The sequence below is a fragment of the Variovorax sp. P1_G12 genome (assembly GCF_056405555.1).
Genome location: NZ_JBFUBW010000006.1, coordinates 218,978 through 238,090, shown reverse-complemented (window position 1 = coordinate 238,090; position 19,113 = coordinate 218,978). Strand labels below are relative to the sequence as shown.

Sequence of the window (19,113 nt, the reverse complement as noted above, 5' to 3'; positions counted from 1 at the left end):
AATCCCGATGTGGACACGAGGTTTTTCGCCCTTTCTGTCGCTCGCCTTGGCGCTGACGCTCGCAGCCTGTGCTTCCACGACCCACTCGCCCCCCGGCAATCCCGAAAGGCAGATCGTCATGAATGTGGATCAGATCAAAGAGGCTCTCGTCGGAGACTGGGCGAGCATCGCCCCGGAAATCCGCCCCAGCGCCAGCAAGAACGCCGACGGCACGCTCAAGCCGTTCTATCTGACGCGCGAATTCAAGTACCTGGCCGGAGATCGATTCGAACTGAAGGTCGTCAATTCGGCAGACCCGAACGGTGCGGTGCCCCTGGCCCGTCTCGTCATTCGGGGTCACATGCTGTGGCGCGGACCTCATCCGATCGCCGCAGGTGCGCAAAAGGTGGACTTCGTTGCTGACGAGGGATACGAGGTGACGCCACTGATTCAGGGGTTTGCCGACCTGCTGAATCAGGTCGCCGGCAAAGGCTACGGAAAGTGGCAAGTCAACGACACGCAAAGCGTGTTCGGCAAGGCATTCCCGCCGTTCGGGTTGAGCGAAGGGAAGAACTTCATGGAGTTCGACCTCGTCTACCTCAACCATGACATGCTGTTCTGGGGCGCGCGCAATGTGGACGGCCGCGGGTTCGACAAGGAAGAAAACAGGCCGACGAACCTGCAGATCCCGCTCGCGCGGAAGTAGGTTCGGGTGCCCGGTTCGTCGGCGATCGAGGCGCATGTCCGGAGAACTGCAATGAGTCCATCCATCGCGAAGAACAAGGCCCTGGTCCTCGCGGCGTTCGACGCCTTGTTCAACCAGCGCGACTACGCGAAGGCCGAGCACTACTGGTCGCCGGACTATGTCCAGCACAGCGCGCACATCGCGCCGGGCCGGGACGGCCTGTTCAACCTCATCAAGAGCCTGCCGCCGTCGCTGCGCTACGAGCCGGGCCTGATCATGGCCGAGGGCGACTTCGTGATGGTCCACGGCCGCTTTTGGGGCGAACACCGTCCGGTGAACTGGATCGGCGTGGACATCCTGCGCATCGCCGACGGCGTTCTGGCCGAGCACTGGGATGTGCTGCAGGACGAGGCGACGCGTGCCGAGTCGAAGAGTGGGCTGCCGATGTTCGGCGACAAGTTCATCGCCTGAAACCGAGTTCCGGCTCGGGCACTTTGTCAAGGAGGCCGCCACGTGAAGGTCAATGGAACCAACAGACCGGTCGAGACCACGGTAGACGGGGACATCGCGGTGCTTTGGGTGCTGCGCGACGTGCTGGGCATGACGGGCACGAAGTTCGGCTGCGGAATGGGTCTGTGCGGCGCCTGCACGGTGCACGTCGACGGCGTCCCCACACGGTCGTGCGTCACTCCGCTGCAATCGGTGGCCGGCTCGAACGTCAATACCATCGAGTCACTGGCCGGCACGCCGGTCGGCCGCGCGCTGCAGAAGGCGTGGCTGCAACTGGAGGTGGCGCAATGCGGTTACTGCCAATCGGGCCAGCTGATGTCGGCCGCCGCGCTGCTGACGAAGAATGCGACGCCGACCGATGCCGACATCGATGCCGCGATGAGCGGCAACATCTGCCGCTGCGGCACGTATCTGCGCATTCGTTCCGGCATCAAACAGGCAGCACTCGCCCTCTCCGCGAACGTGAAGGCCGGTTGACATGATCTTCGATCGCTTGATGAACGAGGCGCGCGCAGACCTGTCGCGGCGCGAATTCCTGTCCGTCGCCGGCACGCTGGGCGGCGGATTGCTGGTGGGCGTAGCCATCGCTGGCGCACCGGATCTGGCCGAGGCCGCAGAGGGCGTCCGTGGCCCTTCGTTTGCGCCCAACGCCTTCATCCGCATCGCGCCGGACGGCCAGGTGACCGTGATCATGGGCTACATCGAGATGGGACAGGGCACCTACACCTCGATCCCGATGCTGATTGCGGAGGAACTGGAGGTCGATCTGCAGACGGTGCGATTCGAGCATGCGCCGCCGAACGACAAGCTGTATGCGAACCCCTTGTTCGGCATTCAGAGCACCGGCGGGTCGACGGCCATCCGCGGTGCATTCGAACCCATGCGCCGGGCCGGGGCTACAGCGCGGGTGCTGCTGGTCCAGGCCGCCGCGCAGCGCTGGAAGGTGGACCCGGCGGCGTGCAGGGCCGAACGCGGCGAGGTCGTCCACACGCCGAGCGCGCGGCGGCTCAGGTATGGCGCACTGGTCGCGGATGCTGCCCGGTTGCCGGTGCCCGACAAGGTCGTCTTGAAGCCTTTAGCGGACTTCAAGCTGATCGGCACGCCCGCCAGGCGCCTCGATACGCCGGCCAAGGTGAACGGCACGGCGGTGTTCGGCATCGACGCGAAGGTACCCGGCATGAAGGTGGCCACGCTGGCGCAGTCGCCCGTGGTCGGCGGGCGACTGCGCAGCGTCGACGACCGCAAGGCCAAGGCGGTCCGCGGCGTGCGCCAGATCGTGCGGCTGGACGACTGTGTCGCGGTCGTCGCCGACCACATGGGCGCGGCGAAGAAGGGCCTCGCGGCGCTGGTGATCGAGTGGGACGACGGTCCCAACGCCAGGCTGAGCACCGCGGACATCGTCGAATCGATGAAGGCAGCGTCGCAACGGCCGGGCGCGGTCGCCCGCAGCGAAGGCGACAACGCCCAGGCGATGGCCGGCGCGGCGACACGGCTCGAGGCGGTCTACGAGGTGCCGTTCCTGATCCATGCCGCCATGGAGCCCTTGAATTGCACCGTGCATGTGCGCAAGGACAGCTGCGAGGTGTGGGTCGGCAGTCAGGTGCTGACGCGTGCCCAGGCCACCGCGGCGGCCGTCACTGGCCTTCCGCTCGACAAGGTGACGGTGCACAACCATCTTCTGGGCGGCGGCTTCGGTCGACGCCTGGAGTTCGACAGCGTGACCCGCGCGGTGCAGATCGCCCGGAACGTCGACGGCCCGGTGAAAGTGATCTGGACCCGCGAAGAAGACGTCCAGCACGACATGTACCGTCCTTACTTCTATGACCGCGTGAGCGCCGGCCTCGGCCCGGACGGCAGGCCGGTGGCCTGGAAGCATCGCATCACCGGTTCTTCGATCCTCAAGCGCTGGCTGCCCGCCGCCTACAACAATGGATTCGATCCCGAGACGGTCGACGGTGCGGTGAAGCCGCCCTACGCATTGCCGAACGTGCTGATCGAGTACGTGAACCACGAGCCGCCGATTCCCACCGCGTTCTGGCGCGGCGTCGGGCCGACCCACAACATCTTTGTCGTCGAGAGCTTCATCGACGAACTTGCCGCCGCGGCGAAGGCCGACCCGCTGAGCTACCGGCTCGCGCTCCTCGAAGAAAACCCGCGGGCCCGCGCCGTGCTGCAGTTGGCCGCCGACAAGGCGCAATGGGGCCGCGCCATGGGAGAGCGCCAGGGCCGCGGCCTTTCCGTGCAGTTCGCCTTCGGCACGTACATGGCACAGGTGGCCGAGGTGGAGGTGGCTCGGGACGGGAGCGTCGCGGTGCGGCGCGTCGTCTGCGCCACGGATGCGGGGGTGATCGTCAATCCGGACACCGTTCACGCCCAGATCCAGAGCGCGGTGATCTTCGGCATCTCCGGCGCGCTCTACGGCCAGGCCACGTTGAAGAATGGCCGCATCGAGCAGTCGAATTTTCACGACGTGCGCGTGCTGCGCATCAACGAGGCACCGGCGATCGAGATTCACATCATTCCAAGCGCCGAGCCCCCGGGCGGGATGGGCGAGCCCGGCACGTCCTGTTTGGCGCCGGCCGTGACCAACGCGATCTTCGCCGCGACCGGCAAGCGCGTGCGCAGGCTGCCGGTGGATCCGGATCAACTCAAGTCTGCCTAGGATCTGCAGCCGATGCTTTCGTCAGGCTGTGCATGAGATGGGTCGCGAACAGGTCTGCGCCACCCATTCAAGCGGCGGGCTCACCTTGCTGGCCTGCCTCATCGGCGGTATCTTTGCGCCATGCGACCTCTTCGGTATTCGATCAACGTCACTTTGGACGGGTGCTGCGATCATCGTGCAATGGCCTCGGACGAGGAGTTGCATCGTCACGCGATCGAGAACCTCCAACGAGCCGATGCGCTCCTGTTCGGGCGAGTGATCTACGAAATGATGGAGGAGGCGTGGCGGCCGGTGGCGCGGACGGGCGTGAGGCCTGACTGGATGCCCGCGTGGATGGAACCTTTCGCCCACACCATCGACGCGGCAAAGAAGTACGTCGTGTCGAGCACGCTGACCCAAGTCGATTGGAACGCAGAGCTCGTGCGCGGCGATCTCAAGAGCGCTGTTCAAGAGCTCAAGCGGGAGCCCGGCAAGGGACTGTTCGTGGGGGGCGTGAAGCTGCCGCTGGCCTTGGCGGAGCTCGGATTGATCGATGAGTACGAGTTCGTGGTGCATTCCAGGCTGACGGGGCACGGGCCAACACTGTTTGCGGGACTATCGAAGCATATCGACCTGAAGCTCGTGAGCCGGCTGGAGTTCAGCTCAGGGGCGGTGGCGACGCGGTATGAACCGAGAACTTAGCCATTGGCCAATTCAGCGAGCCACTGACGGCCACAAGCCCAAAAGTCTTCATCGTCGATCCCGAAGCAAATTTCGACACGGTCTGGAAGGCGATGCAGCATGAAAACAAGGCGTTACATCTTTTAAGTAGCGCGCTAATCATTAGCGCGCTACATTAATCCCCGTGGCAAGACCACATTTCCTCTTCAACTTCATCCATCTAGGAGAACTCATCATGACTGCCATCGCATTGAGCATCGTTCTGGTCCACGGCGGTTTCGTCGACGGCTCGGGCTGGGAAGGCGTGCACGACATCCTCAGCAAGGACGGCTACAACGTCACCGTCGTCCAAAACCCGACCACGTCGCTGGCCGACGACGTCGCGGTCACCCAGCGCGCCATCGCCGCGCAGAAGGGCCCGGTCCTGCTTGTCGGCCACTCCTACGGCGGCGTGGTCATCACCGAGGCCGGCAACGATCCCAAGGTCAAGGGCCTGGTCTACGTCGCCGCGTTTGCGCCGGACAAGGGCGAATCGGTGGCCTCGCTGATCAAGAATCCGCCTCCCGGCGCGCCCGTGCCGCCCATCCTGCCGCCGCAGGATGGTTTCCTGTTCCTCGACCCAGCCAAGTTTGCAGCCTCGTTCGCCGCTGACGTGGGTGAAAAACGCGCCCGCTTCATGGCTGCTTCGCAGGTTCCGTGGGGCGTGGAGGCTCTGGGCGGCGCCGTCACGCAAGCCTCATGGCGCACCAAGCCGAGCTGGTACCTGGTGGCCAAGGACGACAAGATGATTCCGCCACCTGCGCAGCGACAGATGTCGCAGCGCGCCGGCTCGAGCGTCACTGAAGTGCCCGGAAGTCATGCCGTGTACGTTTCGCGTCCGGAGGCCGTTGCCGAGATCATCGAGAAGGCGGCACGGGAGATCGCCGGGAAGCAACCGGGCTGAGCGAGCGTGCATCGCCTCGGGCGTGCCCCCTGCCATTGGCAGAGGGGCACTTCCGATCGATCCGGTTTGATAGCCTTCAGTCTTCAGGATTTAGAGGAAAGCATGTCTGTTGCATCCAGCAAGAAGGCCCGAGACTCGGGCCATACGAAGTTCCCGACCTTGGACCAGAAGCTTTGCTTCGCCATTTACGCCAGCTCGCTGGCGATGCTCCAGAGCTACAAGCCTCTGCTTGCCGAGCTTGGCATCACCTATCCGCAATACCTGGTCATGCTCGCGCTCTGGGAGAACGATGGTGTTTCGCTCAAGCATCTGGCTGAGCGGCTCGGGCTCGATTCGGGGTCGGTGACTCCGTTGGTCAAGCGCTTGGAAGAAGCATCGTTCCTGACGCGCGGACGCGACCCGCAAGACGAACGCAATCTCGTTGTGAAACTGACGCCTGAGGGGCGCGCGTTGCAGCTCAAGGCCGAGGAAGCGAGCAGCCAGTTTGAGAACGCATGCAGTTTGAGCCGAGATGAAGGTGGGGACCTGCGTGACAGGCTCGCAGCGTTGACCGAAAAGCTCCGCGCTGTGGAAAAGAAGGCATAGCAGGGCGGGGCGATCGATCCTTGCACGCGGTGTGTGTGACTCGGTGATTGGCACCGGCGCATCCCAAGGCACCGCGCGATCCATTCGTCAAGAAACCCCACGCGGATGTGGCAACGCTACGATGGCGCTTTGCCACTGCGAATCCGGGGGCAATACAAGAGGGCGTGGCTCGGAGGGGGAGAGCGTCGTAACTTCGAACCACGGATCGACACAAAATGGCCGGCACGAGACGCTCTTGTCGGGTTGGCCGAAATAGGAGCTCCCTCGATGTCCCATCGGCAAGATTGGCGTCCATCCTCCTGGCGAGGTCGCACTGCGCTGCAGATGCCGGCGTATCCCGATACGCGTGCGCTCCAGGAAACAGAGCGGCGCATTGCAGGCCTGCCATCGCTCATATTTCCCGGCGAGATCTCGCAGCTGCGCGAACGCCTGGCGGCCGTCTCGCGGGGAGAGGCTTTCCTGCTGCAGGGCGGTGACTGCGCCGAGAGCTTCGACGAGTTCGGTCAGGAGCCGGTGGAATCCACCTTTCGCGTGATTCTTCAGATGGCGGTTGTGCTCACTTATGCCGCTGCCTGCCCGGTGGTGAAGGTAGGGCGCATTGCCGGCCAGTTCGCCAAGCCGCGGTCCTCCGACGTCGAAACGCAGGATGGGGCGACGCTGCCCTCCTACCGCGGGGACATCATCAACGACAGCGAGTTCACGACGCAAGCGCGGCAGCCGGAACCGTCCCGCCTGCTGATGGCCTACTCGCATTCCGCCACCACGCTGAACCTGCTGCGCGCCCTGGCCCAGGGCGGCTTCGCCGACTTGCACGAAGTGCATCGGTGGACCGCGGACTTCGTCCGATCGAGCCCGCAGGGCGAGCGCTTCGAAGAGCTCGCGGACCGCATCACCCAGTCGCTGGCTTTCATGGAGGCTTGCGGGTTCGACGCCTCGCGGGCCCCGCAACTGCACGCGGTGGAGTTCTACACCTCGCATGAGGCCTTGCAACTGCACTACGAGGAGTCGCTGACCCGCTTCGACAAGCGGACCGCCAGATGGTACGGAGGCTCAGCCCACATGCTCTGGTTGGGCGAGCGCACGCGCCAGATCGATGGCGCCCACGTCGAGTACATGCGCGGCGTGAGCAACTCGATCGGCGTCAAGCTGGGGCCGACGGCCAGTCCGGACGACGTGCTGCGCCTCATGGACGTGCTGGACCCGGAGCAGGAGCCCGGCCGTCTGGTGTTGATCGCGCGCATGGGAAGCGACAAGGTCGCCGAGCGGCTGCCGCCCCTGCTGCGCGCCGTGCACCGTGCCGGCCGCACGCCGGTGTGGTGCTGCGACCCCATGCACGGCAACACGGTGACCTCGACCAGTGGCTACAAGACCCGCGACTTCGAACGCATCCTCCAGGAACTGCGGGTCTTCTTTGCCGTGCACGGGCAGGAGGGCACATACCCCGGAGGCCTGCATTTCGAGATGACGGGACAAGACGTCACCGAATGCCGCGGAGGCGCGCAGGCGTTGACGGACGAGGGACTGTCGGCGCGCTATCGAAGCGCCTGCGACCCGCGCCTGAACGGATCGCAGAGTCTGGAGCTGGCTTTCCTGATTGCGGACGTGCTCAAGGCGGCGCGCGGGTAGAGCGTCAGACAGCGACTCAGCCCGGGCCGCCGGCGAGACGCAACCAGATCGGAAACTGACGATCGAAGTCTTGGGGCGCGATCTCCGCGAGGTGCTCGCATGCGGTATCGGGAAGCGCGACGCTCATTTCCTCGTGCCAGAGCACGATGCCAAGCAATCGATGGACCAGGATGCGCTCCTCGCGCGGAACGGGGAATTCCGACACATGATCCGGCAACCGCAGCATCGAAACGCGTCGCCGCACCTCGACGACGATCCACCCGATGCGCCGCACCCTGATGCGCATCGTCCTGCCCAGCCAGATCTGGAGACGAAGCTCCCATGCCACCAGGAGCAGAAGGATCAGCGCAGCGGCCAACATGCGGAATACAGCGTAAGTTGTTATTGCGTAAGAAAGTTCGTCCAACAGTCTCAAGCGCAAGAGTAGGTGTCGCCGCATCTCCCCGCAATACACCGAACGCGCTATGAGGCCCACTTCCTCACGAAAACCATCACTTTGTTGCCTGCGGGCAACTCTGTGCCGAATGCGTTCCTGAAGCAGATGGGGCCTTCGGACTCGCCACCGCTGGGCGGTCGTGGTCTTTTCCTCATCCGGCTGCGGATCAAGCCACAATCGCGATCTCTCCAAATCTGGGAGAAATCCATGAATGCGATCCATCGCGCCCGTCGCTTCATCGAACGAAATCCGAACGGACAGTCCGCAGTGGTACTTTCGCAGTTGGTGCTGGCGCTCGAATCTGACCGCAGCTTCGAGCTTGCATCCCTGTATGAACTCGACTTCGACATGTTCGACCTCGCCGTCGAGATCCTGAAAGAGTGGCGACTTGATCGCTACTACGCCGGCAAAGCCAGGCTGTTCGATCTTTCGCTTCAGATGTCGCCCCTTGAGGGGATCGACGTGCCGCTCACGGGACAAGCGAGCTGATCGCCGCGGCGTGGCCCGGGCGTCGCGCCTGACCTCGGCGCGACGCTCACAAGAAGCTTTCAATTCAAGTGCGCGAGATCCCGGACGTCCGCGCGCACCGCCGCCCTGTCGACTGCGCGCAACGGCAAATTGGCCAGCAGCTCCAGACGGCGCCGCAGGGAGTACAGCGTTTGAATCGCGGCGTGAGCCGCCTGTTCGGCGTTGACGATGGCGGCCACATCCTCATAGGGCCACAACGCCGCGTTCGGCTGACCTGGCCACCGAGGCTGCAACAGCTCGATGGATGCGTCCAGCGCAATGACGAGGTCCGCCCGCGGTGCGCCCGAGCGGGTGAACTCGTCCCAACTGCGCAAGGCGGTGTGCGGCAGTGGAATGCTGGCGCTGGTCAGCGCACCCAGGGCAGCCGGGTGGACCGAATGGGCGATCTCGCCCGGGCGGCCACAGGAATGCACGGAAAAGCGCTGACTCAGATGGAGCAGGCAGGCTTCAGCCAGGATGCTGCGCAAGGAGTTTCGTCGCGAAACAAAAACAACACAGATCTTCTGCATGGACTCTCAGATTGTCCACCGACTGTGCACCGACGCGGCATCCCCGAACAACAGTTTTTCGAACAAGGGCTCCCTGTCTCGGCCTCGTTGCCGTACTGGCGAACCGACGGTATTTCGACCATCATCAAAGCGTCACTTTTCGAGAGTACGCTGCGTGCGGACGGTCTGCTGGCGCTGGTAGAGGTTGCTTCGGCGCCCGCCCTTTCCGGGTGGGTCCTCGATGCCGGCGACCGCCCCCCACTGCAGCCAGATGAAGACACGACCCATGATCACGCTTTCCAGATTCGCCTCCGCCGGCCTGATCGCCGCGGCATTCGCGCAAGTTCCGGCCCTGGCCCAGGAAGCCGCCACCGGCGCCGGCGCCAGCTTCCCGGCGCCGCTGTATTCGAAGTGGGCCGCCGATTTCAACAAAGCCACCGGCGCCAAGATCAACTACCAGTCGGTCGGCTCGGGCGCCGGCCTCAAGCAGATCGATGCCAAGACGGTCGATTTCGGCGCCTCCGACATGCCGCTGAGCGACGAAGAGCTCAAGACCAAGGGGCTGGTGCAGTTCCCGACCGTCATCGGCGGCGTGATCCCGGTGGTCAACATCCAGGGCATCAAGCCGGGCGAGCTCAAGCTCAGCGGCCAGGTCATCGGCGACATCTACCTGGGCAAGATCGCCAAGTGGAACGATCCGGCCATCAAGGCGCTGAACCCCTCGCTGGCGCTGCCGGACGCCGCCATCGCGCCGGTCCGCCGCGCCGACGGTTCGGGCACCACCTTCCTGTTCACCAACTACCTGAGCAAGGTCAACCCCGACTGGAAGGCCAAGGTCGGCGACGGCACGGCGGTCAACTGGCCKRCCGGCGCCGGCGGCAAGGGCAACGAAGGCGTCGCGGCCTTCGTGAACCGGCTGCCGAACTCGATCGGCTACGTCGAGTACGCCTACGTCAAGCAGAACAAGATGACGTACGCGCAGATGCAGAACCAGGCCGGCAACTTCGTCTCGCCGGACGACGATGCCTTCAAGGCGGCGGCGGCAGGTGCCGACTGGTCGAAGAGCTTCTACCAGGTGCTGACCRACCAGCARGGCAAGGATTCGTGGCCGATCACCGGCGCCACCTTCATCCTGATGCACAAGCTGCAGGACAAGCCGGYGCAGGCCACGACCACGCTCAAGTTCTTCGACTGGGCCTACAAGAACGGCGACAAGACCGCCGGCGACCTCGACTACGTGCCGATGCCCGACAAGGTCAAGGGCGCGATCGCCACCGCCTGGGGCGAGATCAAGGACGCCTCGGGCAAGCCCGTCGCGATCAAGTAAGCCACCTCGGCGCGCATATGAGCACACCGCTTGATCGCGCGCCGGCTTCGGAGCGACACGTGTCATCCACATTCCCAGCCAGCGCCACCACGCTCGACCTCCCGGCCGAGCGCGCCCGTGCCCAAGCCGGCCCGCCCCCGGCCAAGCGGCCGCGCAGCGGCCCCGCCACCGATCGCCTGTTCGGCTGGGCCGCCAAAGGCGCCGCGCTGCTGACGCTCGCGATGCTGATCGGCATCCTGCTGTCGTTGCTTGTCGGCGCCTGGCCCGCCATTTCCAAGTTCGGCCTCGGTTTCCTGACCAGCAGCGTCTGGGATCCGGTGAAGGACGAGTATGGCGGCCTGGTGATGATCTACGGCACGCTGGCCACCTCGCTGATCGCGCTGCTGATCGCGGTGCCGGTGAGCTTCGGCATCGCGCTGTTCCTCACCGAGATGTCGCCGGCCTGGCTCAAGCGGCCGCTCGGCACCGCGATCGAGTTGCTCGCCGCGGTGCCGTCGATCGTCTACGGCATGTGGGGTCTGCTGGTGTTCGGCCCGATCCTCTCGACCTACGTGCAGCAGCCGCTGCAGAAGCTGTTCGAGGGCGTGCCCTATCTGGGCGCGCTGGTGGCGGGCCCGCCGGTGGGCATCGGCATCCTGTCGGCCGGCATCATCCTGGCGATCATGATCATTCCGTTCATCGCCTCGGTGATGCGCGACGTGTTCGAGGTCACGCCGCCGCTGCTCAAGGAATCGGCCTACGGGCTCGGCTCCACCACCTGGGAAGTGGTTTCCAAGGTCGTCCTGCCCTACACCAAGGCCGGCGTCATCGGCGGCATCATGCTCGGCCTGGGCCGCGCGCTGGGCGAGACGATGGCCGTCACCTTCGTGATCGGCAACACCAACCAGCTCAATTCGCTGTCGGTCTTCGAGCCGGCCAACAGCATCACCTCGGTACTGGCCAACGAGTTCGCCGAAGCCGGCGCCGGCCTGCACCAGGCCTCGCTGATGTACCTCGGCCTGGTGCTGTTCTTCATCACCTTCGTGGTGCTGTCGCTGTCCAAGCTGCTGCTGCAGCGCATGAAGAAGAGCGAGGGCACCAAGTCATGACCACCGCGGAACGCCTCCTGAACGCCAAGACGCTGGACGAGACGCGCGCGGCGCGCTTCGCCGGCCGCAAGCGGGTCAACTTCATCGCATTGACGCTCTCGCTGGCCGCGATGGCCTTCGGGGTCTTCTGGCTGGTCTGGATCCTCTGGGAAACGCTGCGCCTGGGCGTCGGCGGCCTGGCGCTCAGCACCCTGACCGAGATGACGCCGCCGCCGAACGAGGCCGGCGGTATCGCCAACGCGATCTTCGGCTCGCTCGTGATGGTGCTGCTGGCGACCTTCGTCGGCACTCCGATCGGCATCATGGCCGGCATCTATCTGGCCGAGTACAACGTCAAGGGCTGGCTGTCGACCATCGTGCGCTTCGTCAACGACATCCTGCTGTCGGCGCCCTCGATCGTGATCGGTCTGTTCGTCTATGCGGTGGTGGTGGCCTACTTCAAGTCCTTCTCGGGGCTGGCCGGCTCGCTGGCGCTGGCGCTGATCGTGATCCCGGTGGTGATTCGCACCACCGAGAACATGCTGCAGCTGGTGCCGCCGGGCCTGCGCGAAGCGGCCTACGCGCTGGGCACGCCCAAGTGGAAGGTGATCCTGAGCATCACGCTGCGCGCGGCGCGCGCCGGGGTGGTGACGGGCGTGCTGCTGGCGGTGGCCCGCATCGCCGGCGAAACCGCGCCGCTGCTCTTCACCGCGCTCAGCAACCAGTTCTGGACCTCCGACGTGACGCAGCCGATGGCCAGCCTGCCGGTGACCATCTTCAAGTTCGCGATGAGCCCGTACGAGAACTGGCAGCAGCTGGCCTGGGCCGGCGTGTTCCTGATCACGGTCGCGGTGCTGGCGCTCAACATCCTCGCGCGGATCCTCACGCGCAACAAGCTCTAAATAATCATGCCCACCACTCTCGCCCAGCCGACGCGCTCGAAGATCTCGGTCAAGGACCTGAACTTCTACTACGGCAAGTTCCACGCGCTCAAGGGCATCAACCTCGAGATTCCCGAGAACAAGGTGACCGCCTTCATCGGCCCCTCGGGCTGCGGCAAGTCGACGCTGTTGCGCACCTTCAACCGCATGTTCGAGCTCTATCCGGAGCAGCGCGCCGAAGGCACGATCGCCCTCGACGGCGAGAACCTGCTGACCTCCAAGCAGGACGTGGCGCTGATCCGCGCCAAGGTCGGCATGGTGTTCCAGAAGCCGACGCCGTTCCCGATGTCGATCTACGACAACATCGCCTTCGGCGTGAAGCTGTTCGAGAACCTGAGCGCGTCCGAGATGGACGACCGGGTCGAATGGGCGCTGAAGAAAGCCGCGCTCTGGACGGAAGTGCGCGACAAGCTCCAGCAAAGCGGCTCGGGGCTCTCGGGCGGCCAGCAGCAGCGCCTGTGCATTGCGCGCGGCATCGCGATCAAGCCGGAAGTGCTCTTGCTCGATGAACCCTGCTCGGCACTCGACCCGATCTCCACGGCGAAAATCGAGGAGTTGATCGCCGAGCTCAAAAGCGAGTACACCGTGGTGATCGTGACGCACAACATGCAGCAGGCGGCGCGCTGCAGCGACTACACCGCCTACATGTACCTGGGCGACCTGATCGAGTTCGGCGCGACCGAAGACCTCTTCTTCAAGCCGAAGCGCAAGGAGACCGAGGACTACATCACCGGCCGATTCGGCTAAGGGGACAGACATGACCGAAAAGCACCTTTCCAGCCAGTTCGACAGCGAACTCAACACCGTGTCCTCGCGCGTGATGGAGCTCGGCGGGATGGTCGAGGCCCAGATCCACCAGGCGGTCTACGCGCTGCAGGAGTTCGACGCCGAGGCGGCCGAGCGCGTCACCGAGACCGAGCACCGCGTCAACGCGATGGAGATCGAGATCGACCGCGAACTGTCGTCGATCATCGCCCGCCGCCAGCCGACCGCGCGCGACCTGCGCCTCCTGATCGCGATCTCCAAGACCACCGCCAACCTCGAGCGCGTGGGCGACGAGGCGAACAAGATCGCGCGCATGGTCAAGTCGATCATCGAGAGCGGATCGGCCCGCGCGCTGCCCTCGTCCGAGCTGCGCATCGCCGCCGACCTGGCCTCGGGCCTTCTGCGCAAGGCGCTCGACGCCTTCGCGCGGCTGGACACCGCGGCGGCGCTGTCGATCCTCAAGGACGACGACTTGATCGACAAGGAGTTTGACGGCTTCGTGCGCAAGCTGGTCACCTACATGATGGAAGACCCGCGCAAGATCTCCGCCAGCCTCGACCTGCTGTTCCTCGCCAAGGCCATCGAGCGCATCGGCGACCACGCCAAGAACATCGCCGAGTTCATCATCTACATCGTCAAGGGTGCCGATGTGCGGCACACTTCGATGCAGGAGATCGAGTCGGCACTGCAATGAAGTTCGCCTGCAATTCATGAAGAAACCTAGGATCCTGATCGTCGAAGACGAGTCCTCGATCGCCGAGCTGATCGCCGTCAACCTGCGTCACAACGGCTTCGAGCCGATCTGGGCCGAGGACGGCGCGGCGGCGCAGCGCGAGATCGATGCCTTCCTGCCCGACCTGGTGCTGCTCGACTGGATGCTGCCGGGCCAGAGCGGACTGCAGCTGGCCCGCCAATGGCGCAAGGACCCGCGCACCAAGGCCATCCCGATCCTGATGCTGACCGCGCGCGGCGATGAGCCCGACAAGGTGGCCGGGCTCGATGCCGGCGCCGACGACTACATCACCAAGCCCTTCTCCACGCAGGAGATGCTGGCGCGCATCCGCGCCGTGCTGCGCCGCCGGGCACCCGAAGCGGTGGCCGAACGGGTCGAGATCGGCGAACTGGCGCTCGATACCGCCACCCATCGCGTCACCTGGCAAGGGGCGCCGCTGAAGGTCGGGCCGACCGAGTTCAAGCTGCTGGGCTTCCTGATGCAGCACGCCGAGCGCGTCCACAGCCGCGCCCAGCTGCTCGACAAGGTGTGGGGCGACCACGTCTACATCGAGGAACGCACGGTCGACGTTCACGTCAAACGCCTGCGCGAGTCGCTCGGTGCCGCCGCGCCGATGGTCGAGACCGTGCGCGGCGCGGGCTACCGGCTCACTGCCCAGGCCACGGTCTGAAAATCCAACGCGCCAGAGGCCCGGTCGGCTGCGACCGGGCGGGATAATTGCTCTGCATGCCGTTTCGTATCGCCACTTTCCTCACGGCTTCCGCCCTTGGCGGCGGCGCGGCCGCGGCGCTGCTGGGCTGGCACCATGCCTGGCTCGGCAGCTGGCTCGGCGCGCTGGTGTGGCTGCTGCTCGACGCCTGGCGCGCCCAGCGGCTGCTGAACGTGCTGCGCAAGGACGTCGCCGGCCTGCCGTCGCGCGGGCCCGGCGTCTGGGGCGAGCTGTCCGAGCGCATCCGCAAGCTGCTGCGCGAGCGCGAGCAGCAGACCCGCCAGGCCGAGGACCGGCTGCAGGAGTTTCTTGCCGCCATCCAGGCTTCGCCGAACGGCGTCGTGCTGCTCGACGAGCAGGGGCGCATCGAATGGTGCAACCAGACCGCCGCCGGCCAGTTCGGGATCGACGCCGAACGCGACCTGCTCCAGCACCTGGCCAACCTGGTGCGCGACCCGGCCTTCGTCGCTTACCTGGCCTCCTGGAACTACAGCCGCGACGTGGTCATCGATGCCCCGGCGCAGGCCCCGCAGCATCGCGGCCATCCGGCGCGGCTGTCGGTGCAGGTGCACCCCTACGCCGGCAATCGCCGCATGCTGCTGACCCGCGACATCACCTCGCTCGAGCAGGCCGAGGCCATGCGGCGCGATTTCGTCGCCAACGTCTCGCACGAGATCCGCACGCCGTTGACGGTGCTGGCCGGCTTCGTCGAGACCTTGCAGAACCTGCCGCTCGATGCCGAGGAGCGGGCCCGCTATCTGGCGCTCATGGGCCAGCAGTCGCACCGCATGGAGACGCTGGTCAACGACCTGCTGACCCTGTCGCGGCTGGAAGGCAGCGCGGCCCCGCCGGCCCATCGCTGGACCCGCGTGCGGGCCCTGATGGCGCAATGCGAGGACGAGGGCAGGGGGCTGTCGAGCCGGCTGTCCTCTCAGGGTCACCGGCTGTCGTTCTCGATCGAGGCCGACTCCGAGATCGCCGGCGGACCGACCGAGCTGCAGAGCGCGATGTCCAACCTCGTGAGCAATGCCATCCGCTACACGCCCGGCGGCGGCGAAATCGAGGTGATCTGGCGCCTGCTGCCCGACGGCCGAGGCGAGTACGCGGTGCGCGACAGCGGTCCCGGCATCGCTGCGGAGCACCTGCCGCGCCTCACCGAGCGCTTCTACCGCGTCGACCGCAGCCGCTCGCGCGAGACCGGCGGCACCGGCCTCGGCCTGGCGATCGTGAAGCACATCGCGCAGCGCCACGGGGCCGAATTGCGCATCGAGAGCACGCTCGGCAAGGGTTCGCGGTTCGCGCTCGTGTTTCCGGTGGCGCGCCTGCGGCAGGCTTCGCCGCTCAGCGTCGTTGCCTGAGCGTGAACGCCAGCAGCGTGATGAACAGCCCGGCCGTCAGGGCCAGCGCCAGTGCCCCCATCATCCAGAAGGCCAGCGGCGAGTGCATCGCTGTCCAGGGGCCGAACCCGCGATAGGCCAGCAGGTAGCTGCCGCCAAGTCCCACGCCCCACAGCAGCGTGCAATAGAGCACCAGCGGCAGCACGGTGACGCGGTAGCAGCGCAGCACGAAGACGCACAGCGTCTGCAGTGCATCCGCGAAGTGATAGATGGCGGTGGCCAGCAGCAGGGTGGCGCCGAGCGCGACCACCGCCGGGTTGGCCGAGTAGATGTCCGCGAGCTGCCAGCGCAGCGTGGCCATCGCGGCGGCGAACAGCAGCGCGAGGCACACGGTCAGCTCGAAGCCCCGGCGGCAGGCGCGCCGCGCGCGCGCAGGGTCGCCGGCCCCAAGCCAGAAGCTGACCCGCGCACTGGTCGCGATGGCGAGCGACAGCGGCATCATGTAGGCCACCGCCGTGAGGTTGGAAGCGATCTGGTGCGCGGCCGAGGCCGCCGTGCCCAGCCGGGCGATGAACAGCGCCATCAGCGTGAACGAGGTCACCTCCACCAGCACCGACAACCCGGCCGGCACGCCGAGCCGCGCGAACTGGCTGATCTGCCGCCAGTCCGGTGCTTCAATCCGCTGCCAGAAGCGGTAGCCCGTGTAGAAGGAGTCGCTGCGCAGCAGCCACATGGCGGCGCCGAGCATCGCGTAGTTGACCACCAGCGTGGCCCAGCCGCAGCCCACCAATCCCATGGCCGGCAGTCCGGCGCCGCCGAAGGCGAACCAGATCGACAGCGGCAGCTTCACGCCCAGCGAAGCCAGCTGCAGCCAGGTCACGAGCTGGGGCTTGCCCAGGCCCTGGTTGAGGGTGCTGAAGAGCCGGAACAGCAGGGCCGGCGCCAGCGCGAAGGCGAGCACCTGCAGGTAGGCCTCGACGTCGTCGCGCATGGCCGGCGGCACTTCGGTCCAGCGCAGCAACGGCGCCGGGAACAGCAGCACTGCCATGCCGATCGCGATCGTGATCGCGCAGAGATAGAGCGACTGCCGGACCGAGCGGCCGACCTCGTGCGTGCGGCCCGCGCCGTGGAGCTCGGCCCAGATCGGCAGCAGCGCCTGCAGTGCGCCCATCAGCGAGACGAAGACGCTGATGAAGATCGCCGAGCCGACCGACAGCGCCGCCAACGCGCCTTCGGCATAGCGGCCGGCCACGATCGTGTCGGTCACGCCGAAGGCCATCACCGCAAGCTGGCCGACCAGCACCGTCGCGGCGTGGCGCGCGATCACCCGCCGCTCGCTAGCCACCGGCCGGGACGATCCGTTGGTAGAGCAGCAGGTCGTCGCTCGGGCTGGTCGGTCGCCGCAGCGTGCCGATCAGGCGCCAGCCGTCGAGGTTCACGATGTCGCGCAGGCGCGCGATCGCCTCCGGGCTGACCAGCAGCCAGGGGCAGGGCGCGTCGGCGCCGAGCGAGCGCAGCTTGAAGCCGCCGTGGTAGCGCAGCGCCGCGATGTGCGGCCGACTGAGGGCAAGTTCGGAAATGCACTCGGTCTGGCTGACCTTCTCCGAGATCGCGCGCACCTGGGGCACGTAGCTGCGCGCGTAGTCGAGCAGCGGCAGCCACAGCGTCATCAGCAGCATCCAGCACAGCGCGGCGCCGCCGGCCGGCAGCACCAGGGTCTTCCAGAGCGCGGCACGATGGCGTCCGGTGCGCCAGCGGACCAGCCAGGCCCAGGCCAGCGTCGCAGCCACGGCGAAGATGAAGGCGACCACCGAGAAATGCGGCACGAAACCCGGCGCCAGCTTGGCGACATTGGCCGCGGGCTTGGCCGGCACACCGGTCTGCATCGCCACCCAGATCACCCAGATGATGATGGCCGAACCACTGAAGAACAGCAGCGTGAACCAGTCGATCAGCGCCGCCACGCTGCGCCGCAGGGTCGGCAGCGCGAAGGCGGCGAGCGTCGCGAGGGCGGGCAGCGCGAGCAGCAGCGAGCGCTCGGAGAAGTTGGTGGTCCAGGTGGCGAGCAGCGGCATCAGCGCGAACCACAGCGGCAGCGCGACGTGGCGTGCCGTCAGTTGCCGGCGCCAGCGCCAGAGGGTCCAGACCGCCAGCGGCCAGGTCGGCCAGGTGAACCACAGCAGCAACTTGGCCTGGCCGCGTACCTCGGCGAAAACGCGGGCGTTGGGGCCTCCGACCGGCAGTTCGATCTTCCACTGGAAGAGCCCGAGTGCGGCCGCGAGGGCTGCCGCCAACAGCGTGGCGGCCAGCACTGCTGCGATCGCGCCGACGCTGTAGGTCGGTTCGGATTCGGAGGTCTGGTCGGCGCTGCTGCGCCTGCGCTCCGCAGCCAGCACCAGCACGCAGCCGAGGCCCAGTCCCAGCCCGACCGTTGGCCCGCCGGACAGCGCCATCCCGAAACTGCCGATCAGCAGCGCGATGAAGGCGCCGATGCGGTGATAGGGCAGGGCCGCGACGCCGAAGAAAAGATGGGAGGCGAAGAACAGCTGGGCCAGCGCGGGCGTGGTCTCGTGACCGAGTTGCGCGAGTCCCAGGGAGGCGATCAGCGCCAGCACGGCGCCATCGGCGATGGCGCGCGCATAGTCGGTCGGGCGGGCCTCGCCACCGAAGGCGAAGGCCACCGGCTGCGCGCGCGGTGTGCGTGCCAGGTAGTACGCGGCATACCAGGTGGCGCTGAAGGCACCCCAGAGCATCAGTGCGAAGGCGATGCGCACCGCCAGGTCGGGGTTGAGCCAGGCCGGTGCCATCTTGATGGCCCAGGCGCCGATCCAGTAGGGCAGCAGCGCCGGCGTCTCGGGCCGGAGGCCGAGCAGCATCGGATCCAGCCAGCGCGCGATGCCTGCGGTGCTGTTCGCGAGTTCGGCCATGAAGCCGAAGGCCGCGATGTCGGCGCTCTTCCATGGCCCCCGGCCCACCAGCCCCGGCATCAGGTAGGCCGCGCACAGCAGCACCAACGCGATCCGCGGCAGGCGGCGCACGGCGCTCTGGGCAACGATCGCTGGCGTCGGCTGATTCAAGGGTCGGGTGTGGGGCGTGCGGGGGCCAAAGAAAAAAAGGGCAGCGCGGTAAACC

At 66.3% G+C, this 19,113-nt stretch carries 21 protein-coding genes; 16 read left to right on the top strand and 5 right to left on the bottom strand.

Annotated features, from left to right (window positions below; all coding sequences use genetic code 11):
• The first annotated feature begins 46 nt into the window (after positions 1 to 46).
• The 8 genes from AC1D2O_RS09520 to AC1D2O_RS09485 all read left to right on the top strand — a co-directional run bounded on the left by AC1D2O_RS09520 (position 47) and on the right by AC1D2O_RS09485 (position 7,650).
• Positions 47 to 685 (top strand): hypothetical protein, encoded by a 639-nt coding sequence (locus AC1D2O_RS09520; protein WP_478090018.1) that lies wholly within the window; start codon positions 47 to 49, stop codon positions 683 to 685.
• 51 nt (positions 686 to 736) lie between these two features.
• Positions 737 to 1,135, top strand: a complete 399-nt coding sequence (locus AC1D2O_RS09515) for a nuclear transport factor 2 family protein (RefSeq protein WP_478090019.1) — start codon at positions 737 to 739, stop codon at positions 1,133 to 1,135.
• A 42-nt stretch (positions 1,136 to 1,177) separates the two neighbouring features.
• Entirely contained in the window at positions 1,178 to 1,651 is a 474-nt protein-coding gene (locus AC1D2O_RS09510) for a (2Fe-2S)-binding protein (protein WP_478090020.1), read from the top strand.
• Position 1,652: 1 nt separating this feature from the next.
• Complete coding sequence (locus AC1D2O_RS09505) at positions 1,653 to 3,836, top strand: xanthine dehydrogenase family protein molybdopterin-binding subunit (protein WP_478090021.1); 2,184 nt, start codon at positions 1,653 to 1,655, stop codon at positions 3,834 to 3,836.
• 120 nt (positions 3,837 to 3,956) lie between these two features.
• Positions 3,957 to 4,517, top strand: coding sequence for a dihydrofolate reductase family protein (locus tag AC1D2O_RS09500; RefSeq protein WP_478090022.1), 561 nt, complete (start codon positions 3,957 to 3,959; stop codon positions 4,515 to 4,517).
• 214 nt (positions 4,518 to 4,731) lie between these two features.
• Positions 4,732 to 5,439 carry an alpha/beta hydrolase gene (locus AC1D2O_RS09495; RefSeq protein ID WP_478090023.1) on the top strand — a complete coding sequence of 236 codons (708 nt, stop codon included), beginning with the start codon at positions 4,732 to 4,734 and terminating at the stop codon, positions 5,437 to 5,439.
• A gap of 159 nt (positions 5,440 to 5,598) precedes the next feature.
• A complete protein-coding gene (locus tag AC1D2O_RS09490; RefSeq protein ID WP_478090024.1) occupies positions 5,599 to 6,024 on the top strand; it encodes a MarR family winged helix-turn-helix transcriptional regulator in 426 nt (141 codons plus the stop codon).
• 267 nt (positions 6,025 to 6,291) lie between these two features.
• A complete protein-coding gene (locus AC1D2O_RS09485; RefSeq protein ID WP_478156803.1) occupies positions 6,292 to 7,650 on the top strand; it encodes a class II 3-deoxy-7-phosphoheptulonate synthase in 1,359 nt (452 codons plus the stop codon).
• Positions 7,651 to 7,666: 16 nt separating this feature from the next.
• Here AC1D2O_RS09485 and AC1D2O_RS09480 read toward each other — a convergent pair whose 3' ends face one another.
• Positions 7,667 to 8,011, bottom strand: a complete 345-nt coding sequence (locus tag AC1D2O_RS09480) for a hypothetical protein (protein ID WP_478156801.1) — start codon at positions 8,009 to 8,011, stop codon at positions 7,667 to 7,669.
• Positions 8,012 to 8,293: 282 nt separating this feature from the next.
• On the opposite strand from AC1D2O_RS09480, the gene AC1D2O_RS09475 reads away from it, so the two are divergent.
• Positions 8,294 to 8,575, top strand: a complete 282-nt coding sequence (locus AC1D2O_RS09475; RefSeq protein WP_478156799.1) for a hypothetical protein — start codon at positions 8,294 to 8,296, stop codon at positions 8,573 to 8,575.
• 59 nt (positions 8,576 to 8,634) lie between these two features.
• Here AC1D2O_RS09475 and AC1D2O_RS09470 read toward each other — a convergent pair whose 3' ends face one another.
• A complete protein-coding gene (locus AC1D2O_RS09470) occupies positions 8,635 to 9,123 on the bottom strand; it encodes an arsenate-mycothiol transferase ArsC (RefSeq protein WP_478094638.1) in 489 nt (162 codons plus the stop codon).
• 132 nt (positions 9,124 to 9,255) lie between these two features.
• Entirely contained in the window at positions 9,256 to 9,390 is a 135-nt protein-coding gene (locus tag AC1D2O_RS09465; RefSeq protein ID WP_478094636.1) for a hypothetical protein, read from the bottom strand.
• On the opposite strand from AC1D2O_RS09465, the gene pstS reads away from it, so the two are divergent.
• The 7 genes from pstS to phoR are packed head-to-tail and all read left to right on the top strand — an operon-like array spanning position 9,389 to position 16,002.
• Positions 9,389 to 10,429, top strand: a complete 1,041-nt coding sequence (gene pstS / locus AC1D2O_RS09460; protein ID WP_478156797.1) for a phosphate ABC transporter substrate-binding protein PstS — start codon at positions 9,389 to 9,391, stop codon at positions 10,427 to 10,429. The two genes, AC1D2O_RS09465 and pstS, sit on opposite strands and share 2 nt — an antisense overlap.
• 17 nt (positions 10,430 to 10,446) lie before the next feature.
• Positions 10,447 to 11,517, top strand: coding sequence for a phosphate ABC transporter permease subunit PstC (pstC, locus tag AC1D2O_RS09455; protein ID WP_478092816.1), 1,071 nt, complete (start codon positions 10,447 to 10,449; stop codon positions 11,515 to 11,517).
• A complete protein-coding gene (gene pstA / locus AC1D2O_RS09450) occupies positions 11,514 to 12,398 on the top strand; it encodes a phosphate ABC transporter permease PstA (RefSeq protein WP_478092817.1) in 885 nt (294 codons plus the stop codon). The genes pstC and pstA overlap by 4 nt, the downstream gene beginning before the upstream one ends.
• Positions 12,399 to 12,404: 6 nt before the next feature.
• Positions 12,405 to 13,184 carry a phosphate ABC transporter ATP-binding protein PstB gene (pstB, locus tag AC1D2O_RS09445; protein WP_442283078.1) on the top strand — a complete coding sequence of 260 codons (780 nt, stop codon included), beginning with the start codon at positions 12,405 to 12,407 and terminating at the stop codon, positions 13,182 to 13,184.
• A 10-nt stretch (positions 13,185 to 13,194) separates the two neighbouring features.
• Positions 13,195 to 13,896, top strand: a complete 702-nt coding sequence (gene phoU / locus AC1D2O_RS09440) for a phosphate signaling complex protein PhoU (RefSeq protein ID WP_478092820.1) — start codon at positions 13,195 to 13,197, stop codon at positions 13,894 to 13,896.
• Positions 13,897 to 13,912: 16 nt separating this feature from the next.
• The gene (gene phoB / locus AC1D2O_RS09435) at positions 13,913 to 14,605 is read left to right on the top strand and encodes a phosphate regulon transcriptional regulator PhoB (RefSeq protein ID WP_442283080.1); all 693 of its coding nucleotides are present in this window, start codon (positions 13,913 to 13,915) and stop codon (positions 14,603 to 14,605) included.
• Between the two features lie 56 nt (positions 14,606 to 14,661).
• On the top strand, positions 14,662 to 16,002 hold the full coding sequence (phoR, locus tag AC1D2O_RS09430) for a phosphate regulon sensor histidine kinase PhoR (protein WP_478092823.1): 1,341 nt from the start codon (positions 14,662 to 14,664) through the stop codon (positions 16,000 to 16,002).
• Here phoR and AC1D2O_RS09425 read toward each other — a convergent pair.
• Together AC1D2O_RS09425 and AC1D2O_RS09420 are read right to left on the bottom strand one after the other, a co-directional pair.
• Positions 15,986 to 17,326 (bottom strand): MATE family efflux transporter, encoded by a 1,341-nt coding sequence (locus AC1D2O_RS09425; RefSeq protein ID WP_478156795.1) that lies wholly within the window; start codon positions 17,324 to 17,326, stop codon positions 15,986 to 15,988. The genes phoR and AC1D2O_RS09425 overlap by 17 nt on opposite strands.
• A complete protein-coding gene (locus AC1D2O_RS09420) occupies positions 17,319 to 19,058 on the bottom strand; it encodes a hypothetical protein (protein WP_478156793.1) in 1,740 nt (579 codons plus the stop codon). Before AC1D2O_RS09420 ends, AC1D2O_RS09425 begins: the two co-directional genes overlap by 8 nt.
• Between the last annotated feature and the right edge of the window lie 55 nt (positions 19,059 to 19,113).

Coding starts and splice junctions, on each gene's coding strand:
- AC1D2O_RS09515 (WP_478090019.1), top strand. CDS start 737: ATGAGTCCATCCATCGCGAAGAACAAGGCCCTGGTCCTCGCGGCGTTC.
- AC1D2O_RS09505 (WP_478090021.1), top strand. CDS start 1,653: ATGATCTTCGATCGCTTGATGAACGAGGCGCGCGCAGACCTGTCGCGG.
- AC1D2O_RS09500 (WP_478090022.1), top strand. CDS start 3,957: ATGCGACCTCTTCGGTATTCGATCAACGTCACTTTGGACGGGTGCTGC.
- AC1D2O_RS09495 (WP_478090023.1), top strand. CDS start 4,732: ATGACTGCCATCGCATTGAGCATCGTTCTGGTCCACGGCGGTTTCGTC.
- AC1D2O_RS09485 (WP_478156803.1), top strand. CDS start 6,292: ATGTCCCATCGGCAAGATTGGCGTCCATCCTCCTGGCGAGGTCGCACT.
- AC1D2O_RS09480 (WP_478156801.1), bottom strand. CDS start 8,011: ATGTTGGCCGCTGCGCTGATCCTTCTGCTCCTGGTGGCATGGGAGCTT.
- AC1D2O_RS09475 (WP_478156799.1), top strand. CDS start 8,294: ATGAATGCGATCCATCGCGCCCGTCGCTTCATCGAACGAAATCCGAAC.
- AC1D2O_RS09470 (WP_478094638.1), bottom strand. CDS start 9,123: ATGCAGAAGATCTGTGTTGTTTTTGTTTCGCGACGAAACTCCTTGCGC.
- AC1D2O_RS09465 (WP_478094636.1), bottom strand. CDS start 9,390: ATGGGTCGTGTCTTCATCTGGCTGCAGTGGGGGGCGGTCGCCGGCATC.
- pstC (WP_478092816.1), top strand. CDS start 10,447: ATGAGCACACCGCTTGATCGCGCGCCGGCTTCGGAGCGACACGTGTCA.
- pstA (WP_478092817.1), top strand. CDS start 11,514: ATGACCACCGCGGAACGCCTCCTGAACGCCAAGACGCTGGACGAGACG.
- pstB (WP_442283078.1), top strand. CDS start 12,405: ATGCCCACCACTCTCGCCCAGCCGACGCGCTCGAAGATCTCGGTCAAG.
- phoU (WP_478092820.1), top strand. CDS start 13,195: ATGACCGAAAAGCACCTTTCCAGCCAGTTCGACAGCGAACTCAACACC.
- phoB (WP_442283080.1), top strand. CDS start 13,913: ATGAAGAAACCTAGGATCCTGATCGTCGAAGACGAGTCCTCGATCGCC.
- phoR (WP_478092823.1), top strand. CDS start 14,662: ATGCCGTTTCGTATCGCCACTTTCCTCACGGCTTCCGCCCTTGGCGGC.